The sequence below is a fragment of the Arthrobacter sp. FW306-07-I genome, assembly GCF_021800405.1.
Lineage (GTDB): Bacteria > Actinomycetota > Actinomycetes > Actinomycetales > Micrococcaceae > Arthrobacter.
The window spans coordinates 2,370,120-2,388,246 of sequence record NZ_CP084550.1; the positions used below are offsets into that span (position 1 = coordinate 2,370,120).

Consider the following 18,127-nt stretch of genomic DNA (forward strand, 5'->3'; position numbering starts at 1 on the left):
ACGGATATTTCGTTCAGGTGGCGGGTTCCCGGATCGGGTTCCTGCCGGTTGTTGACTGGCTGCCGGCGCTATATGCCCTTCCGGGCTAGCGGCGAACAACTTCCGCGGACTCGATGCCCAGGGCGGTCCTCAAGTCGGTTTCGCGTTCATGCATCCCTGCACGCACGGCGTCGGCGAAGTCGTAAACGCCGTCGGCCAACCGGCCCACTGCACGGTTCAGGCCTTCCGGCCCGAGGCTGGACTGCGCCTGGCTGACTTTACGGAAGGCGATGACGCCAATGGCCACGCCGATACCCATCCACACAATTCTTTTCATGGTCTTCTTTTCGAATCTAGCGGCTGCGGCGGCCTGCAGCGGGCTTCCGGCGGTTGGCGAAGGCGCTGCGCACGCCGTAGCTGAACGCGGCAACCTTGATCAACGGGGAACCCACGGTGGCGGCGACCAGCGACGACAGGGCGGAGATGTTGGCGGACGCGTCCGAGACGTTGGATGAGATCCCGTCCACCTTCTTCAACTGCTGGTTGGTGGTGGAAACAGTTGCGGTGACCTCATCCATCAGTGGCGTGGCGCCGTCGCTGAGGGAGCGGATGGTAGTCCGCATCTCGTCAAAGACCTTCCCCAGCTTCAGGATGGGGACCGCAAGCAGCAGGACCAGGAGCGCGAACACCCCGGCAGCGATCAGGCCGGCAATATCGCCACCAGACATAGACGTTCATCTCCTTGAAATTCCGTGGTGGGGCCCCATCCGCGGCATGCACGGAAGGCCCGTTGCGCAGATGTCCCCCAAGTACCTTACATACAAAGAAGCCCGCGGCGCTTGCCACGGGCTTCTTTGGATACGCTGCTGGGATTTAGCGTGCGTAGAATTCGACGACGAGCTGCTCTTCACAGGTCACGGGAATTTCGGAGCGCTTGGGGCGGCGGACCAGGCGTGCCTGCAGGGCCTCCAGCTTGACGTCCAGGTAGGCCGGAACGGCAGGCAGGACGTCGCGGTGGGCACCGGCTGCGGCAACCTGGAGCGGAACCATGGTTTCGCTGCGGCTGTGGACGTGGACCAGCTGGCCCTCGCCGACGCGGAACGACGGACGGTCAACGCGGACGCCGTCAACCATGATGTGGCGGTGCACAACCAGCTGGCGGGCCTGGGCGATGGTGCGGGCGAAGCCGGCACGCAGGACCAGGGCGTCGAGGCGCATTTCGAGCAGTTCGATGAGGTTTTCACCGGTCAGGCCCTTGGTGCGGCGGGCCTCTTCGAAGGCACGGGTCATCTGTGCTTCGCGGATGCCGTACTGGGCGCGCAGGCGCTGCTTTTCACGCAGGCGAACGGCGTAGTCGGAGTCCTGCTTCTTGCGGGCACGGCCATGCTCACCGGGGCCGTACGGGCGGCGCTCCATGTACTTGGCGGCCTTGGGGGTCAGAGCAATGCCGAGGGACCGCGAGAGGCGGGCCTGACGGCGAGCACGAGTGTTGTTAGCCACTTGTGTCCTTCCAATATCTGCGGTGTGTCAGTGTTACTGGCCTCCACGATGGAGAGCATCGGCCAACCGCTGCCTTTTGCTACTGGGCGCAGGGCATAACCTGTCCAACGTAAATTGGGGAGATTGTGCGTCCGTGCCTTGCCAGACAAAGAGTCAGCTTACCACGCGATTACTTGCCCCGGACAATCCTCCGCAGCCGCTCCAGCCGCTGGGCAATGTCCCGTTCCGCACCGTTGCCGGTGGGCTGGTAGTAGTCCCGGCCCACCAGGTCATCCGGCGGGTACTGCTGGGTAGCCACGGCGTGCGGTGCGTCGTGGGCATACTTGTAGCCCACGCCATGGCCCAGCTGTTTGGAGCCGGGATAGTGCGCGTCACGCAGGTGCGCGGGAATCCCCACGCCCAGGCCGGCGCGCACATCGGCGATCGCTTTGTTGATGCCCATGTAGGCGGCATTGGACTTTGGTGCGGTGGCCAGGTGGACCACGGCCTCGGCCAGGATGATCCGGCCCTCGGGCATGCCAATAAGCTGCACGGCCTGCGCCGCTGCGACGGCCGTCTGGAGGGCGGTGGGGTCGGCCATGCCCACATCCTCCGCTGCGGAGATGACAATCCTGCGGGCAACAAACCGCGGGTCCTCCCCCGCCTCGAGCATCCGGGCGAGGTAATGCAGGGCCGCATCCACGTCCGAGCCCCTGATGGATTTGATGAAGGCGCTGGCCACGTCGTAGTGCTGGTCACCGGCGCGGTCGTAACGGACGGCAGCCGCGTCCAGGGCGCGCTCGGTGTGCCGCAACTCCACAACGACGGGCTCCAGGGCGACAGGCGCTTCGGCGGCCGGCCCACCAGGTGCGCCTTCCTCCGCCACGGAACGTTCGACGTCGTCCGCGTCACCGAAAGCGACACCCGCCGCGGCTTCCAGTGCCGTGAGCGCCCTGCGGGCGTCCCCGCCCGAGAGCCGGACCAGGTGCTCCAGCGCCTCGTCGCTGAGCCGGACCTTGCCGCCCAGCCCCCGCGGATCCTCCACGGCGCGCACCAGCAGGCCCTCGATGTCCGCGTCGGTCAGGGGTTTGAGCGTGAGGAGCAGCGAGCGGGAGAGCAGCGGCGAGACCACCGAGAAGGAAGGGTTCTCGGTGGTGGCAGCCACGAGGACCACCCAGCGGTTTTCGACACCGGGCAGCAGGGCGTCCTGCTGGGCTTTGTTGAAGCGGTGGATCTCGTCCAGGAACAGCACCGTGGTGGTCTTGTACAGGTCCCGCGCGGTGAGGGCGTCGTCCATGACGCGGCGGACATCCTTGACGCCCGCAGTGATGGCGGACAGTTCCACGAACTTGCGGCCGGGACCGCGGGCAATGACGTGCGCGAGCGTGGTCTTGCCGGTACCAGGCGGACCCCAAAGGATCAGGGAACTGGGTCCGGCCGGACCGGCTGCGTCGGCGCCTGCCCCGGCTGCCAGTTGGCGCAGCGGCGAGCCCTGGCCGAGCAGGTGCTGCTGGCCCACCACCTCATCGAGGGTGCGGGGCCGCATCCTTACGGCGAGGGGGCTGCGGGGCGAGCCCTGGCCGCGCGCACTGTTGCCCCGGGAACCGTTGCCTGCCCCGGCGACGGGACCCTCGTCGTCGTCATGTTCTGGCCCGTTGCCGAAGAGATCATCCACATAGATAGGCTACTTCCAGTCAACCGCTGCTTTCTCCGCCCCAAGGATGCCCCATGCCTTCCCCTGCTTCTGCCGGCGGACCGCCCTCCGTCCGGACCGCCTTCGTCCCAGGCGCCCGGCTGGCGGGCTGGGCTGAACGGTTCGGCGCCTCGCACGGCGGATACCGGCTGCAGGATGACGACGACGGCCTCCGCCTTGTGGCGGCCGATGGCACCGTAGCCCTCCTCCAGGCGCCGTGGCCGGCAGATGGGCGGCCGGGTCGCGGCGCCGGCCCGCTGGAGCGGCTGGCCGCACTTGCCTCCCAGCCCCGCCGGCTGGGACTGCTGCTGGTCCGGCGGGGCGGCTACGGCGTCGGGGTGGCAAGCGAAGGTACGCTGCTCGCGTCAAAAGCGGGAACCCGGTACGTCCAGTCGCGCACGGCCGCCGGCGGCCAGTCCCAGCAGCGCTTTGCCCGCCGGCGCTCCAACCAGGCTGATGCCCTGGTGGTTGCCGTGGCGGAACAGGCAGGGCTGGTCTTCGCCGGGCATGCCTTCGAATATCTCGTGCCGGGCGGCGACAGGACACTGGCGGACCTGGTCCTCGCCGAACCAGTTCTCCGGGACTATGCGCAGCTCCCCCGCCTCGCATACCTCGACGTGCCGGAACCCAGGGCCGCCGTGGTAAAGAAGGCCGCAGCCGACGCCTGCGCGGTGCGGATCACCGTAGCGGATCCGCCCGGGTAGAGTGCTTCGGCCATGACGGTTCAGCAGCCGGTGGCCGCCCGGCGGGGCCGTTCCTGCCGGTACAGGTAGCGGCCGGCTTCCTTGAACCCGGCCTTGGCGTACAACTCCTGCGCGCCGTGGTTCGCCGCAGTCACCAGCAGCCAGAAGCCCGTCACGCCCCGGCTGTTGCCGGCCTGCAGCAGGGAGTCGAGGACCGCTGCCGCGAACCCGCGGCGACGCGCTTCCGGCAGGGTGGCCATGCAGTACAGGCCACCCAAGTGGCTGCCGGTGGGAAGCGCAAGGCGCCCGACGGCGGCCGGCCGGCCCCCGTCGTCCCGCACCAGGGCATAGACGGAGGGGCAGCCTTCAAGGATTTTTTGGACGACGGCCATGGCGTCCTCCCCGCCGCGGCCGTCCACCTGCCACCAGACCCGCAGCCAGTCCTTCGATGGCTTCGGTGAGAGTTCAACAGCCGGAGTGCCCGGCTCGGCTGCAGGAGCGGGGACGTGCAGGGCGCTGCGGGTCATGACCATGGTCTCGGACTGGCGGGTGAAGCCCTCCGCATCAAGAAGTCCGTGCAGCGCGGCCGCATCCGGGCCCTCAAACAATTGGAAGATGACCGGAAGCCGGCGGCTGCGGTACCAGGACCGAGCCCGGCGGAGCAGCGCGGGAAGCTCTTCGCCCAGGTGCTGCGCGGCGTCCCGCGGCCAGATGGAGTTGGCCCGCTGCGTGACACCTTCCGCCGCCCGGAGGATCCAGCCGCCGGCAGCGTCCTGTTCCAGGGCGGGCCAGGCGGCGTCCATGGCGGATTCGAGGGCGGTAGTTTCAATATTCGGGGGTGGGGGCTGCATATCGCCTACGGCCACGAGGTTTCCTTCCTTAACAGCAGGAGGCTCCCCGGCGGACCGGAGAACCTCCTGCTGCGTTGCGGCCCCAGGCCGCGGGTACTACTGCTGGTCTTCGGGCTTCTTTTTCTCTTCCGGCTTTTTGGCCTCCGGCTTGAAGTCCACGCCTGCTTCCTTGCGCTGCTGCGGCGTAATGGGGGCCGGGGCCTCGGTGAGGGGGTCGTGGCCGCCGCCGGACTTGGGGAAGGCGATGACGTCGCGGATCGACTCCACCCCGGCCAGCAGCGAGACAACACGGTCCCAGCCGAACGCGATGCCGCCGTGCGGAGGCGCGCCGTACTTGAAACCTTCGAGCAGGAAGCCGAACTTGGTCTGCGCGTCCTCCTTGTCCAGGCCCATCAGCTCAAAGACCCGCTCCTGCACTTCACGCTGGTGGATACGGATGGAGCCACCGCCGATTTCGTTGCCGTTGCAGACGATGTCGTAGGCGTAGGACAGTGCCGACTCCGGGTCCTTGTCGAAGGTATCCAGGAATTCCGGCTTGGGCGAGGTGAACGCGTGGTGGACAGCCGTCCACTGCCCTCCGCCGACAGCCACATCACCAGAGGCGACTGCGGCGGCGGCGGGCTCGAACATCGGGGCGTCCACTACCCAGCAGAACGCCCAGTCGGTGGGGTCGATCAGGCCGGTGCGGTGGCCGATCTCCACGCGGGCAGCACCCAGGAGGGCCCGCGACGGGGTCTTCTCGCCTGCGGCGAAGAAGATGCAGTCGCCCGGTTTGGCGCCAACCGCATCGGCCAGGCCGGCGCGCTCGGTGTCCGTGAGGTTCTTGGCCACAGGACCGGTGAGTTCGCCGTCCTCCTTGTACAGCACGTAGGCCAGGCCCTTGGCGCCGCGCTGCTTGGCCCATTCCTGCCAGGCGTCCAGGGTGCGGCGCGGCTGCGAGGCGCCGCCGGGCATCACCACGGCGCCGACGTACGGCGCCTTGAACACCCCAAAGCTGGTGTCCTTGAAGAACTCAGTCAACTCGGTGAGCTCCTGGCCGAACCGAAGGTCCGGCTTGTCCGAGCCGAACCGTGCCATGGCATCGGCGTAGGTAATCCGCTGGATGGGCGTGGGGATGTCGACACCGATGAGCTGCCATACGGCCTTGACGATGTTTTCGCCCATCCGGATGATGTCGTCCTGGTCCACGAAGCTGGCCTCGATGTCCAGCTGGGTGAATTCCGGCTGCCGGTCCGCGCGGAAGTCTTCGTCACGGTAGCAGCGGGCAATCTGGTAGTACTTCTCGAAGCCGCCCACCTGCAGCAGCTGCTTGAAAAGCTGCGGTGACTGCGGAAGGGCGTACCAGGAACCCGGGGCCAGGCGTGCCGGAACCAGGAAGTCGCGGGCGCCTTCCGGCGTCGAGCGCGTCAGCGTGGGCGTCTCGATCTCAACGTAGCCCTCTTGGTGGAGCAGCTCGCGCGCCACCCGGTTGGCCTCTGACCGCAGGCGCAGGTTGCGGCTGGGGCCGGGGCGGCGCAGGTCCAGGTAGCGGTGCTTCAGGCGGGCTTCCTCGCCGACCTCCACATGCTCGTCAATCTGGAACGGCAGCGGGTCCGAGGTGTTGAGGATGGTGACGTCCTCGGCGATGACCTCGATTTCGCCTGTGGCCAGCGCAGGGTTCTCGTTGCCCTCCGGTCGCCGGGACACCGTGCCCTTGATTTGCAGGACGTACTCGTTGCGCAGCCCGTGGAACACTTCTTCCTCACGGACAACCACCTGCGCCACGCCTGAAGCGTCGCGCAGGTCCACGAATGCCACACCACCGTGATCACGACGGCGGGCCACCCAGCCGGCCAGGGTTACGGTCTGTCCAATGTGCTCGGAGCGAAGGGATCCGAGGTCATGTGTGCGCAGCACAGCACGCCTTTCTGCGGGAAAACAGGGGGAAGTTCAATATGATCGTTGCGGGAACGATCCCGTCCGAGTTTACCCGCTGGAAAGGGACTGCCGCCGCATGAGCGAACCACAGCAGCTGCAGCGCCGGCTGGGGACCTTTGATGCCACCGCCATTGGCCTTGGTTCCATGCTGGGTGCAGGCGTGTTCGTGGTGTTCGCCCCGGCCGCCGCCCTGGCAGGGAACCTGCTGGTCCTGGCCGTGGTGGTCGCCGGCGTCGTTGCGTACTGCAACGCGGTGGCCTCCGCAGCCCTCGCCGCAAAGTATCCCACCAGTGGCGGAACATACGTTTATGGCCGCAAGCAACTGGGCGAATGGCCCGGCTTCCTGGCCGGCTGGGGTTTTGTCACGGGCAAGACCGCCTCCTGCGCCGCCATGGCGTTGACGTTCGGCAGTTACGTGGCCCCGGCTATTGCTGTTCCGGTGGCCATCGCCGCCGTCGTGGTGCTGACCGGCGTCAACCTGCTGGGCATCACCAGGACCGCCCTGCTGACCCGGATCCTGCTGTGCATGGTCCTGGCAACACTGGTCTTCGTTGCCGTCGCAGCAGTGCTGGGGCCGCACCCTGCGACGGAAACGGCAGGGGCTCCGTCCGCAGGTGCGGCCGGCGTGCTGCCCGCCGCCGGACTGATGTTCTTCGCCTTCGCCGGCTACGCCAGGATCGCCACCCTGGGCGAAGAGGTGCGGAACCCGGCCCGGGCCATACCGCGGGCCATTCTCGCGGCCCTGGCGGCCGCGTTTGCCATTTACCTGGTGCTGGCGCTGCTCCTGCAGGCCCACCTCGGTGACCGGCTTGCCGCCACCCGGACACCCCTGCTGGACGCGGTGTTGGAATCAGGCCTGGCCGCGGGTGCGCCGCTGGTGCAGGCCGGAGCGGCGGCCGCATGCCTGGGCGCCCTTCTCGCACTTATCACGGGGGTGGGCAGGACAACGCTGGCCATGGCGAGGGAACGGGATCTTCCCGGACCATTGGCGAAGGTGGGCGGCAGCCACACCGTTCCGTTCGTCGCGGAACTGGCCGTGGCCGCCGTCGTCATCCTGCTCCTGCTGACCACTGACGTGATGACCGTGGTGGGCTTCTCAAGCTTCGGTGTACTGGTCTACTACGCGATAGCGAACGCCTCCGCCTTCACGCTCGCGGCACACCCCGGGTACGCTCCACGCTGGCTCAACGCTGTCGGGTTCCTAGGGTGCGTCGTACTCGCCTTCACGCTGCCGGCAGCGTCCCTCCTGACCATGGCGGTGGTCCTGGCGGCAGGGGTGGCCGGACGGTGGCTGGTGCTTCGCTTCCGGCAGCACCAGCCCCAGGCGTAGGTACCAGCCCCCGCCTTAGGTTCCCGGGCTACACCGAAGCCGGTGCAGTCGCGGTCGTTTCAACCTGCACGGTCAGGTCCTCCAGCGGCGGCATCCAGGTTTCGGGAGCGGCCAGCACCTGCTCGCCGGTGCGGATGTCCTTGACCTGGTGGGTGCCGTCCTCGTCGGTGAACCAGACGAAGGGGATCCCCCGCTTGTCCGCGAACTTGATCTGCTTGCCGAACTTGTCCGCCTTCGCCGCAACCTCGGTGGGGATCCCCCGGCTGCGCAGCAGGGCGGCAACGTCCTGGGCCGCTCCCCAGCTGTCATCCTGGTTCAGGGCCACCAGGACGGCGGTGGGAACCGAACGGGAAGCCTTGGCCAGGTCCTGGCTCAGGATCCGGGACACCAGGCGGGTGACACCGATGGAGAGGCCGACGCCCGGGAACTTGCGGTTTCCCTTCGATGCCAAGGCGTCGTAACGGCCGCCGGAGCAGATCGAGCCCAGCTGTTCGTGGCCCACCAGCACCGTTTCCACCACCGTGCCCGTGTAGTAGTCCAGGCCGCGGGCAATACTGAGATCCGCCAGGACCTTGCCCGGGGCCCGCTGGACGGCGGCATCGATGACCTGCTCCAGTTCGTCCAGGCCTTCATCCAGCAGTTCGTTGCTGACGCCCAAGGCCCGGACCTGGGCCACGAAGGAGGTGTCCTCGGTGCGAATGGCCGCCAGCTGCAGGGCCTTGGCCGCCTGTTCGTCGGACGCGCCGAGTTCGCTCTTCAACAGTTCGGCCACCTTGGCGGGGCCCACCTTTTCGAGCTTGTCGATGCTGCGCAGCACGCCTGCGGTGTCTTCCAGTCCAATGCCGCGATAGAACCCTTCAGCCAGCTTGCGGTTATTGATGCGCAGGCGGAAGTCGGGGATGGGCAGGGCGCTGAGTGCCTCGGCGATGACCAGCGCGATCTCGACGTCATAGCGGAACGGAAGCTCGCCGTCGCCCACCACGTCAATGTCCGCCTGGGTGAACTCGCGGGCCCGTCCTTCCTGGGGCCGTTCCCCGCGCCACACCTTCTGGATCTGGTAACGGCGGAACGGGAAAGACAAATAGCCCGCGTTCTCCACGACATACCGGGCGAAGGGAACCGTCAGGTCAAAGTGCAGGGCAAGTGCGTGCGGGTCGGCCTTTCCGCCTTTGACGGGGTTCTCGCTCTCATCCTCCTGCAGCCGGCTCAGGCCGTACACTTCCTTGTCGATCTCCCCCTTGCGGAGCAGTTGGCCCACCGTCTCCACCGCTCGGGTCTCGATCGAGCCGAAACCGTGGAGCTCAAAAACCCGGCGCAGGGTATCGAGCACATGCAGCTCCACCAGCCGTTCCTCGGGAAGCCACTCGGGGAATCCGGACAGGGAGGCGGTGCGTGCCATGGGGAAGGTTCTCCTTAGGAATGGAAGGTGCGCCGGAACTGCCGGCCCGCGCCCGTTAAGACGGCATGCGGCGGCAGCACAGCCAGCCATGCATAAACTATGTGCGGCAGCCAGTTTATGCGGCATCACTGTGCATCTCTAATGCAGCGGACCCGCGAAGCCTGGCCCCTGATACCTGCGCCCTGCGGCCAACCGCCGGGCACCAGCAGCCCGACGACGAGGAGGACCCTTGGCGGCCAGTTCACGCAGTGCACGCGAAGCAAAACGGCGCATCCAGCAAATGGAGGCCAAGCGTGAGCTCCGGCGCGGCCAGGAGAAGCGACGGAAGCGCGACGACCTCGTGGCCGCCGGTGCCGGGGCCGCCGCCGTGGTGCTCGCCGTCGTCCTCCAACTCACCGCGTTCGCCGGCAATCCCACGGAAGCCGAATACGCTGCTGCGCAGGCGGGATTGACGGAGCCCTCCGCTTCCGCAAGCTCCTCCCCCACACCCTCCGCGCCGGCAACCAATGGACCGAACATCCCGGCTGCGGATACGGCGGCCGGCAAGACATTCTCCGGCCAGCTGCTGCTGAACGGCAACCCGCTGGGCGTGGAAGTGGACGGGACCAAGGCCCCGCAGGCCGCCGCCGTGTTCAAGTCCCTCAGCGACGAAGGCTATTTCAATGGCAAGACGTGCCACCGGCTGACCACCGCAGACAAGTTCGGCGTCCTGCAGTGCGGCTCCCCCAAGGGAGACGGGCAGGGCGACCCGAACTACACGTGGGGTCCGCTCGAGAACACCCCGGCTGACAACACCTACCCTGCCGGCACCATCGCCGTTGCCCGCACAGGCAATAACGCGTACGGCAACGGGACGCAGTTCTTCATTGTCTACAAGGACACGGTCATCCCGGCGGACGCCGCCGGGGGCTACACCGTTGTAGGAAAGGTCACCTCCGGGCTCGACGTCGTCTCCACCATCGCGGCCGCAGGAATCACACCGGGAGCCAGCGACACGGACGGCGCGCCAAAACAAGCAGTCACGATAGACTCGTTTTCTCTGAAGTAGGAAGCCGGGCCGGACTGGCCACGGTGAGTACGTGAGTATTTCCCTCCAAGCGAAAGACTTTTAGCGGTGACAGACAGTCAAAAATCCGACGAAACAGCAACAGACCTGACCGAAACGGCGGCCCCCGCCACCGGCGAAGGTACCGGTCCTGATGCGAATGCCGAGCAGTCATCTGCCGCGCCCGAGGCTCCCGCAGCGCCCTCGGCGGCTGCGCCGGCCCCCGGGCCCCGGCCGTCTGCACCGTCTCCTGCCGCTTTCGCCTCCCGGCCCAAGCCGGCCGCGGCCGCACCCGCCGCCGCACCGGCTCCTGCCGCACCCAGCACCTCCATCGCCGAGGCGTCCAAATGGGGCCGGGTGGAGGGCGACGGCCACGTCTACCTGAAGATCGACGACGGCGAGCACCCCGTGGGCCAGTACCCCGGCGTCAGCGACGACGAAGCCCTGCTGTACTTTGCGCGGAAGTACGACGACGTCGTGGCTCAGATCGTTCTGCTGGAACAGCGGGTCACCTCCAAGGCCCCCAGCACCGACATGCAGAAGACGGTGACGCACCTGCATGAGCAGCTTGCCGAGCGGAACATGGTGGGCGACCTCCGGGCTGCGGAAGCGCGCCTGGATAAGCTGTCCGGCCAGATCGCGGAGCTGGAAAAGGCCGAGAAAGCAGAGCACGACGCCGTGCGGGCCGCCGAGCTCGCAGCGCGTGAAGCCATTGTTGCCGAGGCGGAGCAGATTTCCGGCCAGGATCCCGCCCAGACACAGTGGAAGACCTCCAGCGCCCGCATGAACGAGCTTTTCGAAAACTGGAAAGCCGCCCAGAAGAGCGGCGTCCGGCTGGGCCGCAGCAACGAAGACGCCCTCTGGAAGCGGTTCCGTGCTGCCCGCACCGTTTTCGACCGCCACCGCAGGGCATATTTCTCCCAGCTGGACAGCAACAACTCTGCGGCCAAGGCTGCCAAGGAGAAGCTGATTGCCGAAGCTGAAGCCCTGTCCACCTCCACGGACTGGGGCTACGCCGCCGGGGAATACCGCCGGCTGATGGACCAGTGGAAGGCATCGCCGCGTGCCAGCCGCAAGGACGATGACGCGCTGTGGGCACGCTTCCGCGCCGCACAGGACGTCTTCTTCACGTCGCGCCAGGCCGCCAATGACGAGATCGACCAGGAATACGCCGCAAACCTTACCGTGAAGGAAGAACTGCTGGCCGAGGCCAACACCATCCTGCCGGTCAAGGACCTCGCCGCGGCCAAGAAGGCCCTGCAGTCCATCCGTGACCGCTGGGAAGAGGCCGGCAAGGTGCCGCGGGCAGACATGGGCCGGATCGAGGCCGGACTGCGGAAGGTGGAGGACGCCGTCCGCCACGCTGAGGAAGAGCAGTGGCAGCGGTCCAACCCTGAGCGCAAGGCACGCACCAACAGCGCGTTGTCCCAGTTGGAGTCCGCCATCGCCGGGCTCCAGGAAGACCTCGCCAAGGCAGAGAAGAGCGGCGACCAGCGCAAGATCAAGGCTGCCCAGGAAGCCCTTGAGGCGCGCCAGGCCTGGCTCGACCAGATCCAGCGCTCCGCCAGCGAGCTGTCCTGAACAACCCGTTGAGCTGACGGGCGCAGGCCCCGTTCCGGTTATCCACATAAACCGGGCGGGGCCTGTGCCGTTTAAGGGCGTCCCGGGCAGGATGGGGCTATGGCCACTCCTCCAACTCCATCCGCCGCCGGGCCAGGCAGGGCAGCCGGCCCGCCAGTTTCCCGTGCGGCTTGCCGGGAAAACCCGGCGGAAGCCGGCGCAGCGCCCCGCTTTCCCGAGCTTTATGCTCCCGGCGGCCCCTTCGCCGGTCCGGAACTGCAGTCCCTCGCAGCGGACGGCCTGCTGGCCCGTTTCCATCAGCACGGCTATACGCTCCCCGGAATCCCTGCGTCCCCTCAGCTGCGTGCAAGGGCAGCGGCAGGGGCTGTACCGGCGGCAATACGGCAGCGCGTTGTTGCCGGGCGGATGACGGCGGCCTGGATCTACGGCTGTGCGGCTGAGCCTGACCGCCTGGCCCTGCTGGTGGATGCCAAGCGGAGGGTGTCCAGCCTGCGGAGCACGCGCGGCTGCACGTTGCATGAAGTGAAGCTTGGGCCGTTCGATGTGATCAGCCTGGGCGGGCTCATGGTGTCCAGCCCCCTGCGGACCGCGCTTGATATCGCCCTGCATGTGGAATCGGAGCGCGCCGTACCTGCCCTCGCCGGCCTGCTCGCAAGGCCGCAGCAGGACGTGAAGCTGCGCCTCCTGGTCCGGGCCATCGAGGCAACACCCCGGGTGCCACACAAGCGGGCGGCGCTGGAAAAGCTTGCCCTGCTAGCTCCGGCGTTTGTTGCCGGTGGTGCGGTAGACGTCAAAGACCCCGTCGATCCGGCGGACGGCGCTCAGGACGTGGCTGAGGTACTTGGGGTCGCCCATCTCGAAAGCGAACTTTGAGATCGCCACGCGGTCCGTGGAGGTGTGGACGCTGGCGGCAAGGATGTTGACGTGGTTGTCCGACAGGACCCTGGTCACGTCGGAGAGCAGGGACTTGCGGTCCAGCGCCTCAACCTGGATTTCCACCAGGAAGACGCTCGACTGGGTTGGCGCCCAGTCCACGTCCACGATCCGGTCCGGTTGGTCCTTCAGGTCCGAGATGTTCGTGCAGTCAGTCCGGTGTACGGAGACACCGGAGCCCCGGGTCACGAAGCCCAGGATCGGATCCGGCGGAACGGGCGTGCAGCAGCGCGCGAGCTTGACCCAGACGTCGCCTACGCCGCGGACCACTACACCGGAGTCGGAGAAGCGGGCCTTGGTGACCTGGGTGGGGATGCTGACCTCTTCGACGTCATCATCGGCACTCTCATTGCCGCCCAGGCTTTCAATGAGCTTCTCCATGACCGACTGCGCGGACGTGTGTCCGTCGCCCACCCCGGCGTAAAGTCCGGAGATGTCGGCGTACTTGAACTCCTCCGCCACGGCGGCCAGGGCCTCGTGCGTCATCAGCCGCTGCAGCGGGAGGTTCTGCTTCCGCATGGCACGGGTCAGCAGTTCCTTGCCACGGTCGATCGCTTCTTCGCGGCGTTCCTTGCTGAACCACTGCCGGATCTTGTTGCGTGCCCGGGCGCTCTTAACGAAGTGCTGCCAGTCCTGGCTGGGCCCCGCTCCCTCGGCCTTGGAGGTGAAGATTTCCACCCAGTCGCCGTGGTTCAGTTCGCTGTTGAGCGGGACCAGCTTGCCGTTGACCCTGGCGCCGATGGTGCGGTGGCCCACCTCCGTGTGGACTGCGTAGGCAAAGTCCACGGGTGTCGATCCCGCCGGCAGTGCCATGACTTCGCCCTTGGGGGTGAAGACGAACACTTCGCGGGCGTTGATTTCAAACCGGAGCGAGTCCAGGAACTCCCCCGGATCCGATGTCTCCTGCTGCCAGTCCACCAGGGACCGCAGCCACCCCATGTCGCCGTCGCGGGGACTTCCGGGACCCACGGCGGTGCGATTGGGCTGGTCCTTGTACTTCCAGTGGGCAGCCACGCCGTATTCGGCCCGGCGGTGCATCTCATGCGTGCGGATCTGGATCTCCACCGGCTTGCCGCCCGGACCGATGACGGTGGTGTGCAGCGACTGGTACATGTTGAACTTCGGCATCGCGATGTAGTCCTTGAACCTGCCGGGCAGGGGGTTCCAGCGCGAATGCATGATACCCAGGGCGGCGTAGCAGTCCCGGACGGAGTCCACCAGGACGCGGACACCCATGAGGTCGTTGATGTCGTCGAAGTCCTTGTCGCGGACAATCATCTTTTGGTAGATGGAGTAGTAATGCTTGGGCCGGCCGGTGATGGTGGCCTTGATCCGGGCTCCGCGCAGGTCCTCCGTGATCTGGTCGCGGATGACGCCCAGGCTCTTTTCCCGCTCGGGGGTCCTGTCCCCCACCATCCGGACGATCTCCTCGTACACCTTGGGATACAGCGCCGCGAAGGACAGGTCCTCAAGCTCCCACTTGATGGTGTTCATACCCAGGCGGTGGGCCAGCGGTGCGAAGATCTCCAGGGTTTCCCGGGCTTTGCGGGCAGAGGATTCGGCCGAAACGAAGCGCCAGGTGCGGGCGTTATGCAGCCGGTCCGCCAGCTTGATCATCAGGACACGGATGTCCTTGGCCATGGCCACGACCATTTTTCGGACGGTCTCCGACTGGGCAGCCTCGCCGAAGCTGACTTTGTCCAGTTTGGTCACGCCGTCCACCAGCATTGCTACTTCCGGCCCGAAGTCCCGCTTCAGGTCGGCAAGCGTGTACGGAGTGTCTTCCACCGTGTCATGCAGCAGCGCTGCAGCCAGCGTCGTGCCGCTGAGTCCCAGTTCAGCGAGGATGGTTGCCACGGCCACGGGGTGGGTGATGTACGGATCCCCGCTCTTGCGCTTCTGCCCGCGGTGGCTGCGCTCGGCTACGTCAAAGGCGCCCTGGATGAGGTCGAAGTCCTCTTTGGGATTGTTGGCGCGGACGGTGCGGAGCAACGGTTCAAGGATGGGAGAGTACGTGGCTGGGCCGCGGCCGGTCAGGCGGGCAAGGCGGGAGCGGGTCCGCTCACGGCGGCCCGGGAACGTGGCGCGGGATCCTGAGTTGTCGACAGGAACCAGGGAACCAGGGCGCGCGGGCGTTGCCGCACCGGCTTGTACACCGGCAGGATTCTTATCTTCCTGTGCCGTTGGCGCCGACGCCGAACGTTCTTCCAATGAAGCACCCCTCACCACCGATTTAATTACCCCAGTCTATTCCTCCGGGCGGCGACTTTTATAACCGGGACAGAATAGTCAAGGGCCGGGTGACGCAATATCTGCATCACCCGGCCCTTGAGGGCTTTACAACTGCCTGTGGTTCCCCGTCAGGCTTCGCGGTTGCCGGTCAGGCTTGCGCCGGCGTCGCCGTCGTTGACCGCTCCGCAGCCCCGGCGCGGCGCTGCTCCACGCGCCGTGCCTGCTTGACCAAATCCGGTTCGCCCTGGCGGAGCCAGGCGTACATCGGCGCCGCCACGAAGATCGTCGCGGCGGTGCCGATCAGGATCCCGACGAACAGGGCGAGGGACAGGTCGCGGAGCGTTCCTGCGCCGAGGAGTCCGGCACCGATGAACAGAATGGCTCCGACGGGGAGGATGGCCACCATCATGGTGTTGATGGACCGCACCAGCGTCTGGTTGACCGCGAGGTTGACTTCCTCGGCGAAGGTCCGGCGCGTGGACGCGTCGATGCCGGAGGTGTTCTCGCGGATCTTGTCGAAGACCACCACGGTGTCGTACAGGGAGTAGCTGAGGACGGTCAGGAAGCCGATGATGGCCGACGGGGTCACCTCGAAGTCGCTCAGGGCGTAGACCCCGGCGGTGATGAACATGGTCACCGCCATGCCGGCAAGGGCCGAGAGGGACATCTTCCAGGTACGGAAGTACAGGGCCATGAGCAGGGCCGCCAGCAGCACGAACACCACCAGGCCGATCAGTGCCTGCTTTGTCACGTCAGCACCCCAGGTGGGGCCCACGAACGTGGATGTCACCTCGTTGTCCGTAACGCCATAGGCGCTGGTGAGGCCCTGCTTGATTTTGAGGGTTTCGTCGTCCGTCAGTTTGTCCGTCTGGATGCGCATGGTGTTGCCGGCCACGTTTGCCACGCGCGGAACGCTGCCGGATACAACGTCGGTGACGGCTTTCCCGCCGATGGCGGCATCGGTGGTCTTGACGTTGGAGACCGTGAATTCAGAGCCGCCGCGGAATTCAATACCGAGGTTGAAGCCGCCCTTGGCCACCGGGATGATGATGGACAGGGCCACGCCCACCGCGGCGATGATGAACCAGATCTTCTTGGCGCCAACGAAGTCGTAGGAGCGCTTGCCCGAGTAAAGCTCGTTGCCGAAAGTGGAGAAGCCTGACATTACTTGTTCTCCTTCGCGGAGGTCTTGGACGAGCCAGCCAGCTGTTCCTGCTTTTCTGCCATGCGCCGTTCGGCGATGGTCATGCGGCGCTCGGCCTCGGCCGCTGCACCGGCGTTCTTGCTGCGGACCACCACAGGCCGCTCCTCGGGAGTACGGATCCGCCCGGCGCCGCGGTACAGCGGCACCGCGCCCAGCCGTTCGGGGTCCAGGCCGGAGAACTTGTGGCCTTCACCGAAGAAACGGGTGCGGGCCAGAAGCTGCAGCGTGGGGTGGGTGAACATGAACACCACGATGAGGTCGGCAATGGCGGTCAGGCCCAGGGTGAAGGCGAAACCGCGCACGTTGCCCACGGCGACGAAGTACAGGACGAGCGCGGCCAGCAGGTTGACGGCCTTGGACGCCAGGACGGTGCGCTTGGCCCGCTTCCAGCCGTTTTCGACCGCGGACACCAGGCCGCGCCCTTCACGCAGTTCGTCACGGATGCGCTCAAAGTAGACGATGAACGAGTCAGCTGTCTGGCCGATGGCCACGATGATGCCCGCAACGCCCGCAAGGGACAGCCGGTAGTTCTCGGTCCAGCCGAGGATGGCGATGGCCAGGTAGGTCAGGGCACCGGCCACCACCAGGGAGGCAATGGTCACGAAGCCCAGGGCCCGGTACTGGAACAGCGAGTAGACCACCACGAGCAGGAGCCCGATCAGGCCGGCCAACAATCCCATGCGCAACTGTTCCCCACCAAGCGTGGCGGAAATCTGCTGCTCGCTCTGGATGTCGAAGCTGATGGGAAGGGCGCCGAACTTCAGCTGGTCGGACAGGGCCTTGGCGGTCTGCTCGGTGAAGCCGCCGGTGATCTGCGGACGTCCGTCGGTGATGACGGCCAGCGCACGCGGCGCGGAGATGACCTGGTCGTCCAGGACGATGGCGAACTGCGCCTTGGGGTCGCTGCCCGACTGCCCGCCGGCGGCCGTGTAGAACTGGTTCAGGCGCTCGGTGACCTCTTTGAACTTCGCGGTACCTTCGGCGTCGAACTGGATGTTGACGGCCCACTCATTGGTGACCGCGCCCTGGGCGCCCTGCTGCAGCTGGAAGGACGAAGTGACGATGTTGCTGCCCTTCACCTCCACGGGACCCAGGATGTACTTGATCGCCGGGGACTTGTCGGTGGCAGGCTCGCAGGTGACCAGCGGCTTCGTGGGATCTGACCGCTGGGACTTCTCGGCTGCGGGGCTGTTGCAGTCAAGTGTCTCGAACTGCTTGTAGATCTCGGGTGTGATCCAGTTGGTGTCGCTGCTGTTCGCCGGGGCAGCCGTCGGCTTGGGGAGCTGGGCCTCAGGGGTCTGCGACTCCGGCGGCACCGGTGCGCCGTCACCATTGAGCAGCACGGGGCGGAAATTCATGTCCGCGGAGGCCTGGATCAGGTTCCGGGTTTCGGCGGAAGGCGTGCCGGGAAGGCTGACCACCACGTTGCGCCCGGACTGGGTGCTGATTTCCGCTTCGGAGACGCCCGAGCCGTCAACGCGCTGGCGGATGATCGCCACGGCCTGGTTGAGCTGCTGCTCGTTGATGTCCGATCCGCCCTCCACCTTCGGGGCGAGGATCATCTGGGTGCCGCCCTCCAGGTCCAGGGCGAGTTTGGGCGCCCAGCTGGCCTGTCCGGCGATGGTGCCGCCGGCCAGGACGGCGGTCAGCGCCGCCAGGAGTACGCCAAGCCAGACCAGGACGCGGAGCCCCGGCTTCTTGCGGCCAGTTCGTGCCATTGTCGATCTTTCTCTTATTCGCGGAGGAACCGCCGGCGCAGGCCATGGCCGCGCCGGCGGTGGTCCGCAGCGGTAGAGGGAGG

The 18,127-nt window shown here is 66.7% G+C and carries 15 protein-coding genes; 5 read left to right on the plus strand and 10 right to left on the minus strand.

Annotated features, from left to right (window positions below; all coding sequences use genetic code 11):
* Positions 1-85: 85 nt before the first annotated feature.
* The 4 genes from LFT46_RS10910 to LFT46_RS10925 all read right to left on the minus strand — a co-directional run bounded on the left by LFT46_RS10910 (position 86) and on the right by LFT46_RS10925 (position 3,133).
* Complete coding sequence (locus LFT46_RS10910) at positions 86-316, minus strand: DUF6167 family protein (RefSeq protein WP_236798468.1); 231 nt, start codon at positions 314-316, stop codon at positions 86-88.
* A gap of 16 nt (positions 317-332) precedes the next feature.
* On the minus strand, positions 333-707 hold the full coding sequence (locus tag LFT46_RS10915) for a DUF948 domain-containing protein (protein WP_142133738.1): 375 nt from the start codon (positions 705-707) through the stop codon (positions 333-335).
* 145 nt (positions 708-852) lie between these two features.
* Entirely contained in the window at positions 853-1,479 is a 627-nt protein-coding gene (gene rpsD, locus LFT46_RS10920) for a 30S ribosomal protein S4 (protein ID WP_009357431.1), read from the minus strand.
* 169 nt (positions 1,480-1,648) lie between these two features.
* Positions 1,649-3,133, minus strand: a complete 1,485-nt coding sequence (locus LFT46_RS10925) for a replication-associated recombination protein A (protein ID WP_236798469.1) — start codon at positions 3,131-3,133, stop codon at positions 1,649-1,651.
* A 53-nt stretch (positions 3,134-3,186) separates the two neighbouring features.
* On the opposite strand from LFT46_RS10925, the gene LFT46_RS10930 reads away from it, so the two are divergent.
* The gene (locus tag LFT46_RS10930; RefSeq protein WP_236819583.1) at positions 3,187-3,855 is read left to right on the plus strand and encodes an acVLRF1 family peptidyl-tRNA hydrolase; all 669 of its coding nucleotides are present in this window, start codon (positions 3,187-3,189) and stop codon (positions 3,853-3,855) included.
* Between the two features lie 20 nt (positions 3,856-3,875).
* Here the strand turns inward: LFT46_RS10930 and LFT46_RS10935 are convergent, their stop codons facing one another.
* Together LFT46_RS10935 and aspS are read right to left on the minus strand one after the other, a co-directional pair.
* Positions 3,876-4,685: a GNAT family N-acetyltransferase gene (locus LFT46_RS10935; protein ID WP_236822026.1), complete on the minus strand. Its 810-nt coding sequence runs from the start codon at positions 4,683-4,685 to the stop codon at positions 3,876-3,878.
* Positions 4,686-4,781: 96 nt separating this feature from the next.
* Positions 4,782-6,581: an aspartate--tRNA ligase gene (gene aspS / locus LFT46_RS10940; protein ID WP_236819585.1), complete on the minus strand. Its 1,800-nt coding sequence runs from the start codon at positions 6,579-6,581 to the stop codon at positions 4,782-4,784.
* A 97-nt stretch (positions 6,582-6,678) separates the two neighbouring features.
* Between aspS and LFT46_RS10945 the strand changes: the two genes are divergently transcribed.
* The gene (locus LFT46_RS10945; protein ID WP_236819587.1) at positions 6,679-7,932 is read left to right on the plus strand and encodes an APC family permease; all 1,254 of its coding nucleotides are present in this window, start codon (positions 6,679-6,681) and stop codon (positions 7,930-7,932) included.
* A gap of 28 nt (positions 7,933-7,960) precedes the next feature.
* Here the strand turns inward: LFT46_RS10945 and hisS are convergent, their stop codons facing one another.
* Positions 7,961-9,331 (minus strand): histidine--tRNA ligase, encoded by a 1,371-nt coding sequence (gene hisS / locus LFT46_RS10950; protein ID WP_236798473.1) that lies wholly within the window; start codon positions 9,329-9,331, stop codon positions 7,961-7,963.
* A 229-nt stretch (positions 9,332-9,560) separates the two neighbouring features.
* Here hisS and LFT46_RS10955 point away from each other — a divergent pair, with 229 nt between their 5' ends.
* The 3 genes from LFT46_RS10955 to LFT46_RS10965 all read left to right on the plus strand — a co-directional run bounded on the left by LFT46_RS10955 (position 9,561) and on the right by LFT46_RS10965 (position 12,830).
* Positions 9,561-10,379 carry a peptidylprolyl isomerase gene (locus LFT46_RS10955; RefSeq protein ID WP_236819589.1) on the plus strand — a complete coding sequence of 273 codons (819 nt, stop codon included), beginning with the start codon at positions 9,561-9,563 and terminating at the stop codon, positions 10,377-10,379.
* A gap of 66 nt (positions 10,380-10,445) precedes the next feature.
* Entirely contained in the window at positions 10,446-11,957 is a 1,512-nt protein-coding gene (locus LFT46_RS10960) for a DUF349 domain-containing protein (RefSeq protein WP_236819591.1), read from the plus strand.
* 99 nt (positions 11,958-12,056) lie between these two features.
* Entirely contained in the window at positions 12,057-12,830 is a 774-nt protein-coding gene (locus LFT46_RS10965; RefSeq protein ID WP_236819593.1) for a type IV toxin-antitoxin system AbiEi family antitoxin, read from the plus strand.
* Here LFT46_RS10965 and LFT46_RS10970 read toward each other — a convergent pair.
* The 3 genes from LFT46_RS10970 to secD all read right to left on the minus strand — a co-directional run bounded on the left by LFT46_RS10970 (position 12,711) and on the right by secD (position 18,044).
* Positions 12,711-15,101 carry a RelA/SpoT family protein gene (locus LFT46_RS10970; protein ID WP_236819596.1) on the minus strand — a complete coding sequence of 797 codons (2,391 nt, stop codon included), beginning with the start codon at positions 15,099-15,101 and terminating at the stop codon, positions 12,711-12,713. The two genes, LFT46_RS10965 and LFT46_RS10970, sit on opposite strands and share 120 nt — an antisense overlap.
* Positions 15,102-15,270: 169 nt before the next feature.
* Positions 15,271-16,287 (minus strand): protein translocase subunit SecF, encoded by a 1,017-nt coding sequence (secF, locus tag LFT46_RS10975; RefSeq protein WP_236819598.1) that lies wholly within the window; start codon positions 16,285-16,287, stop codon positions 15,271-15,273.
* Positions 16,287-18,044, minus strand: coding sequence for a protein translocase subunit SecD (secD, locus tag LFT46_RS10980; protein WP_236798479.1), 1,758 nt, complete (start codon positions 18,042-18,044; stop codon positions 16,287-16,289). The genes secF and secD overlap by 1 nt, the downstream gene beginning before the upstream one ends.
* Positions 18,045-18,127: the final 83 nt, after the last annotated feature.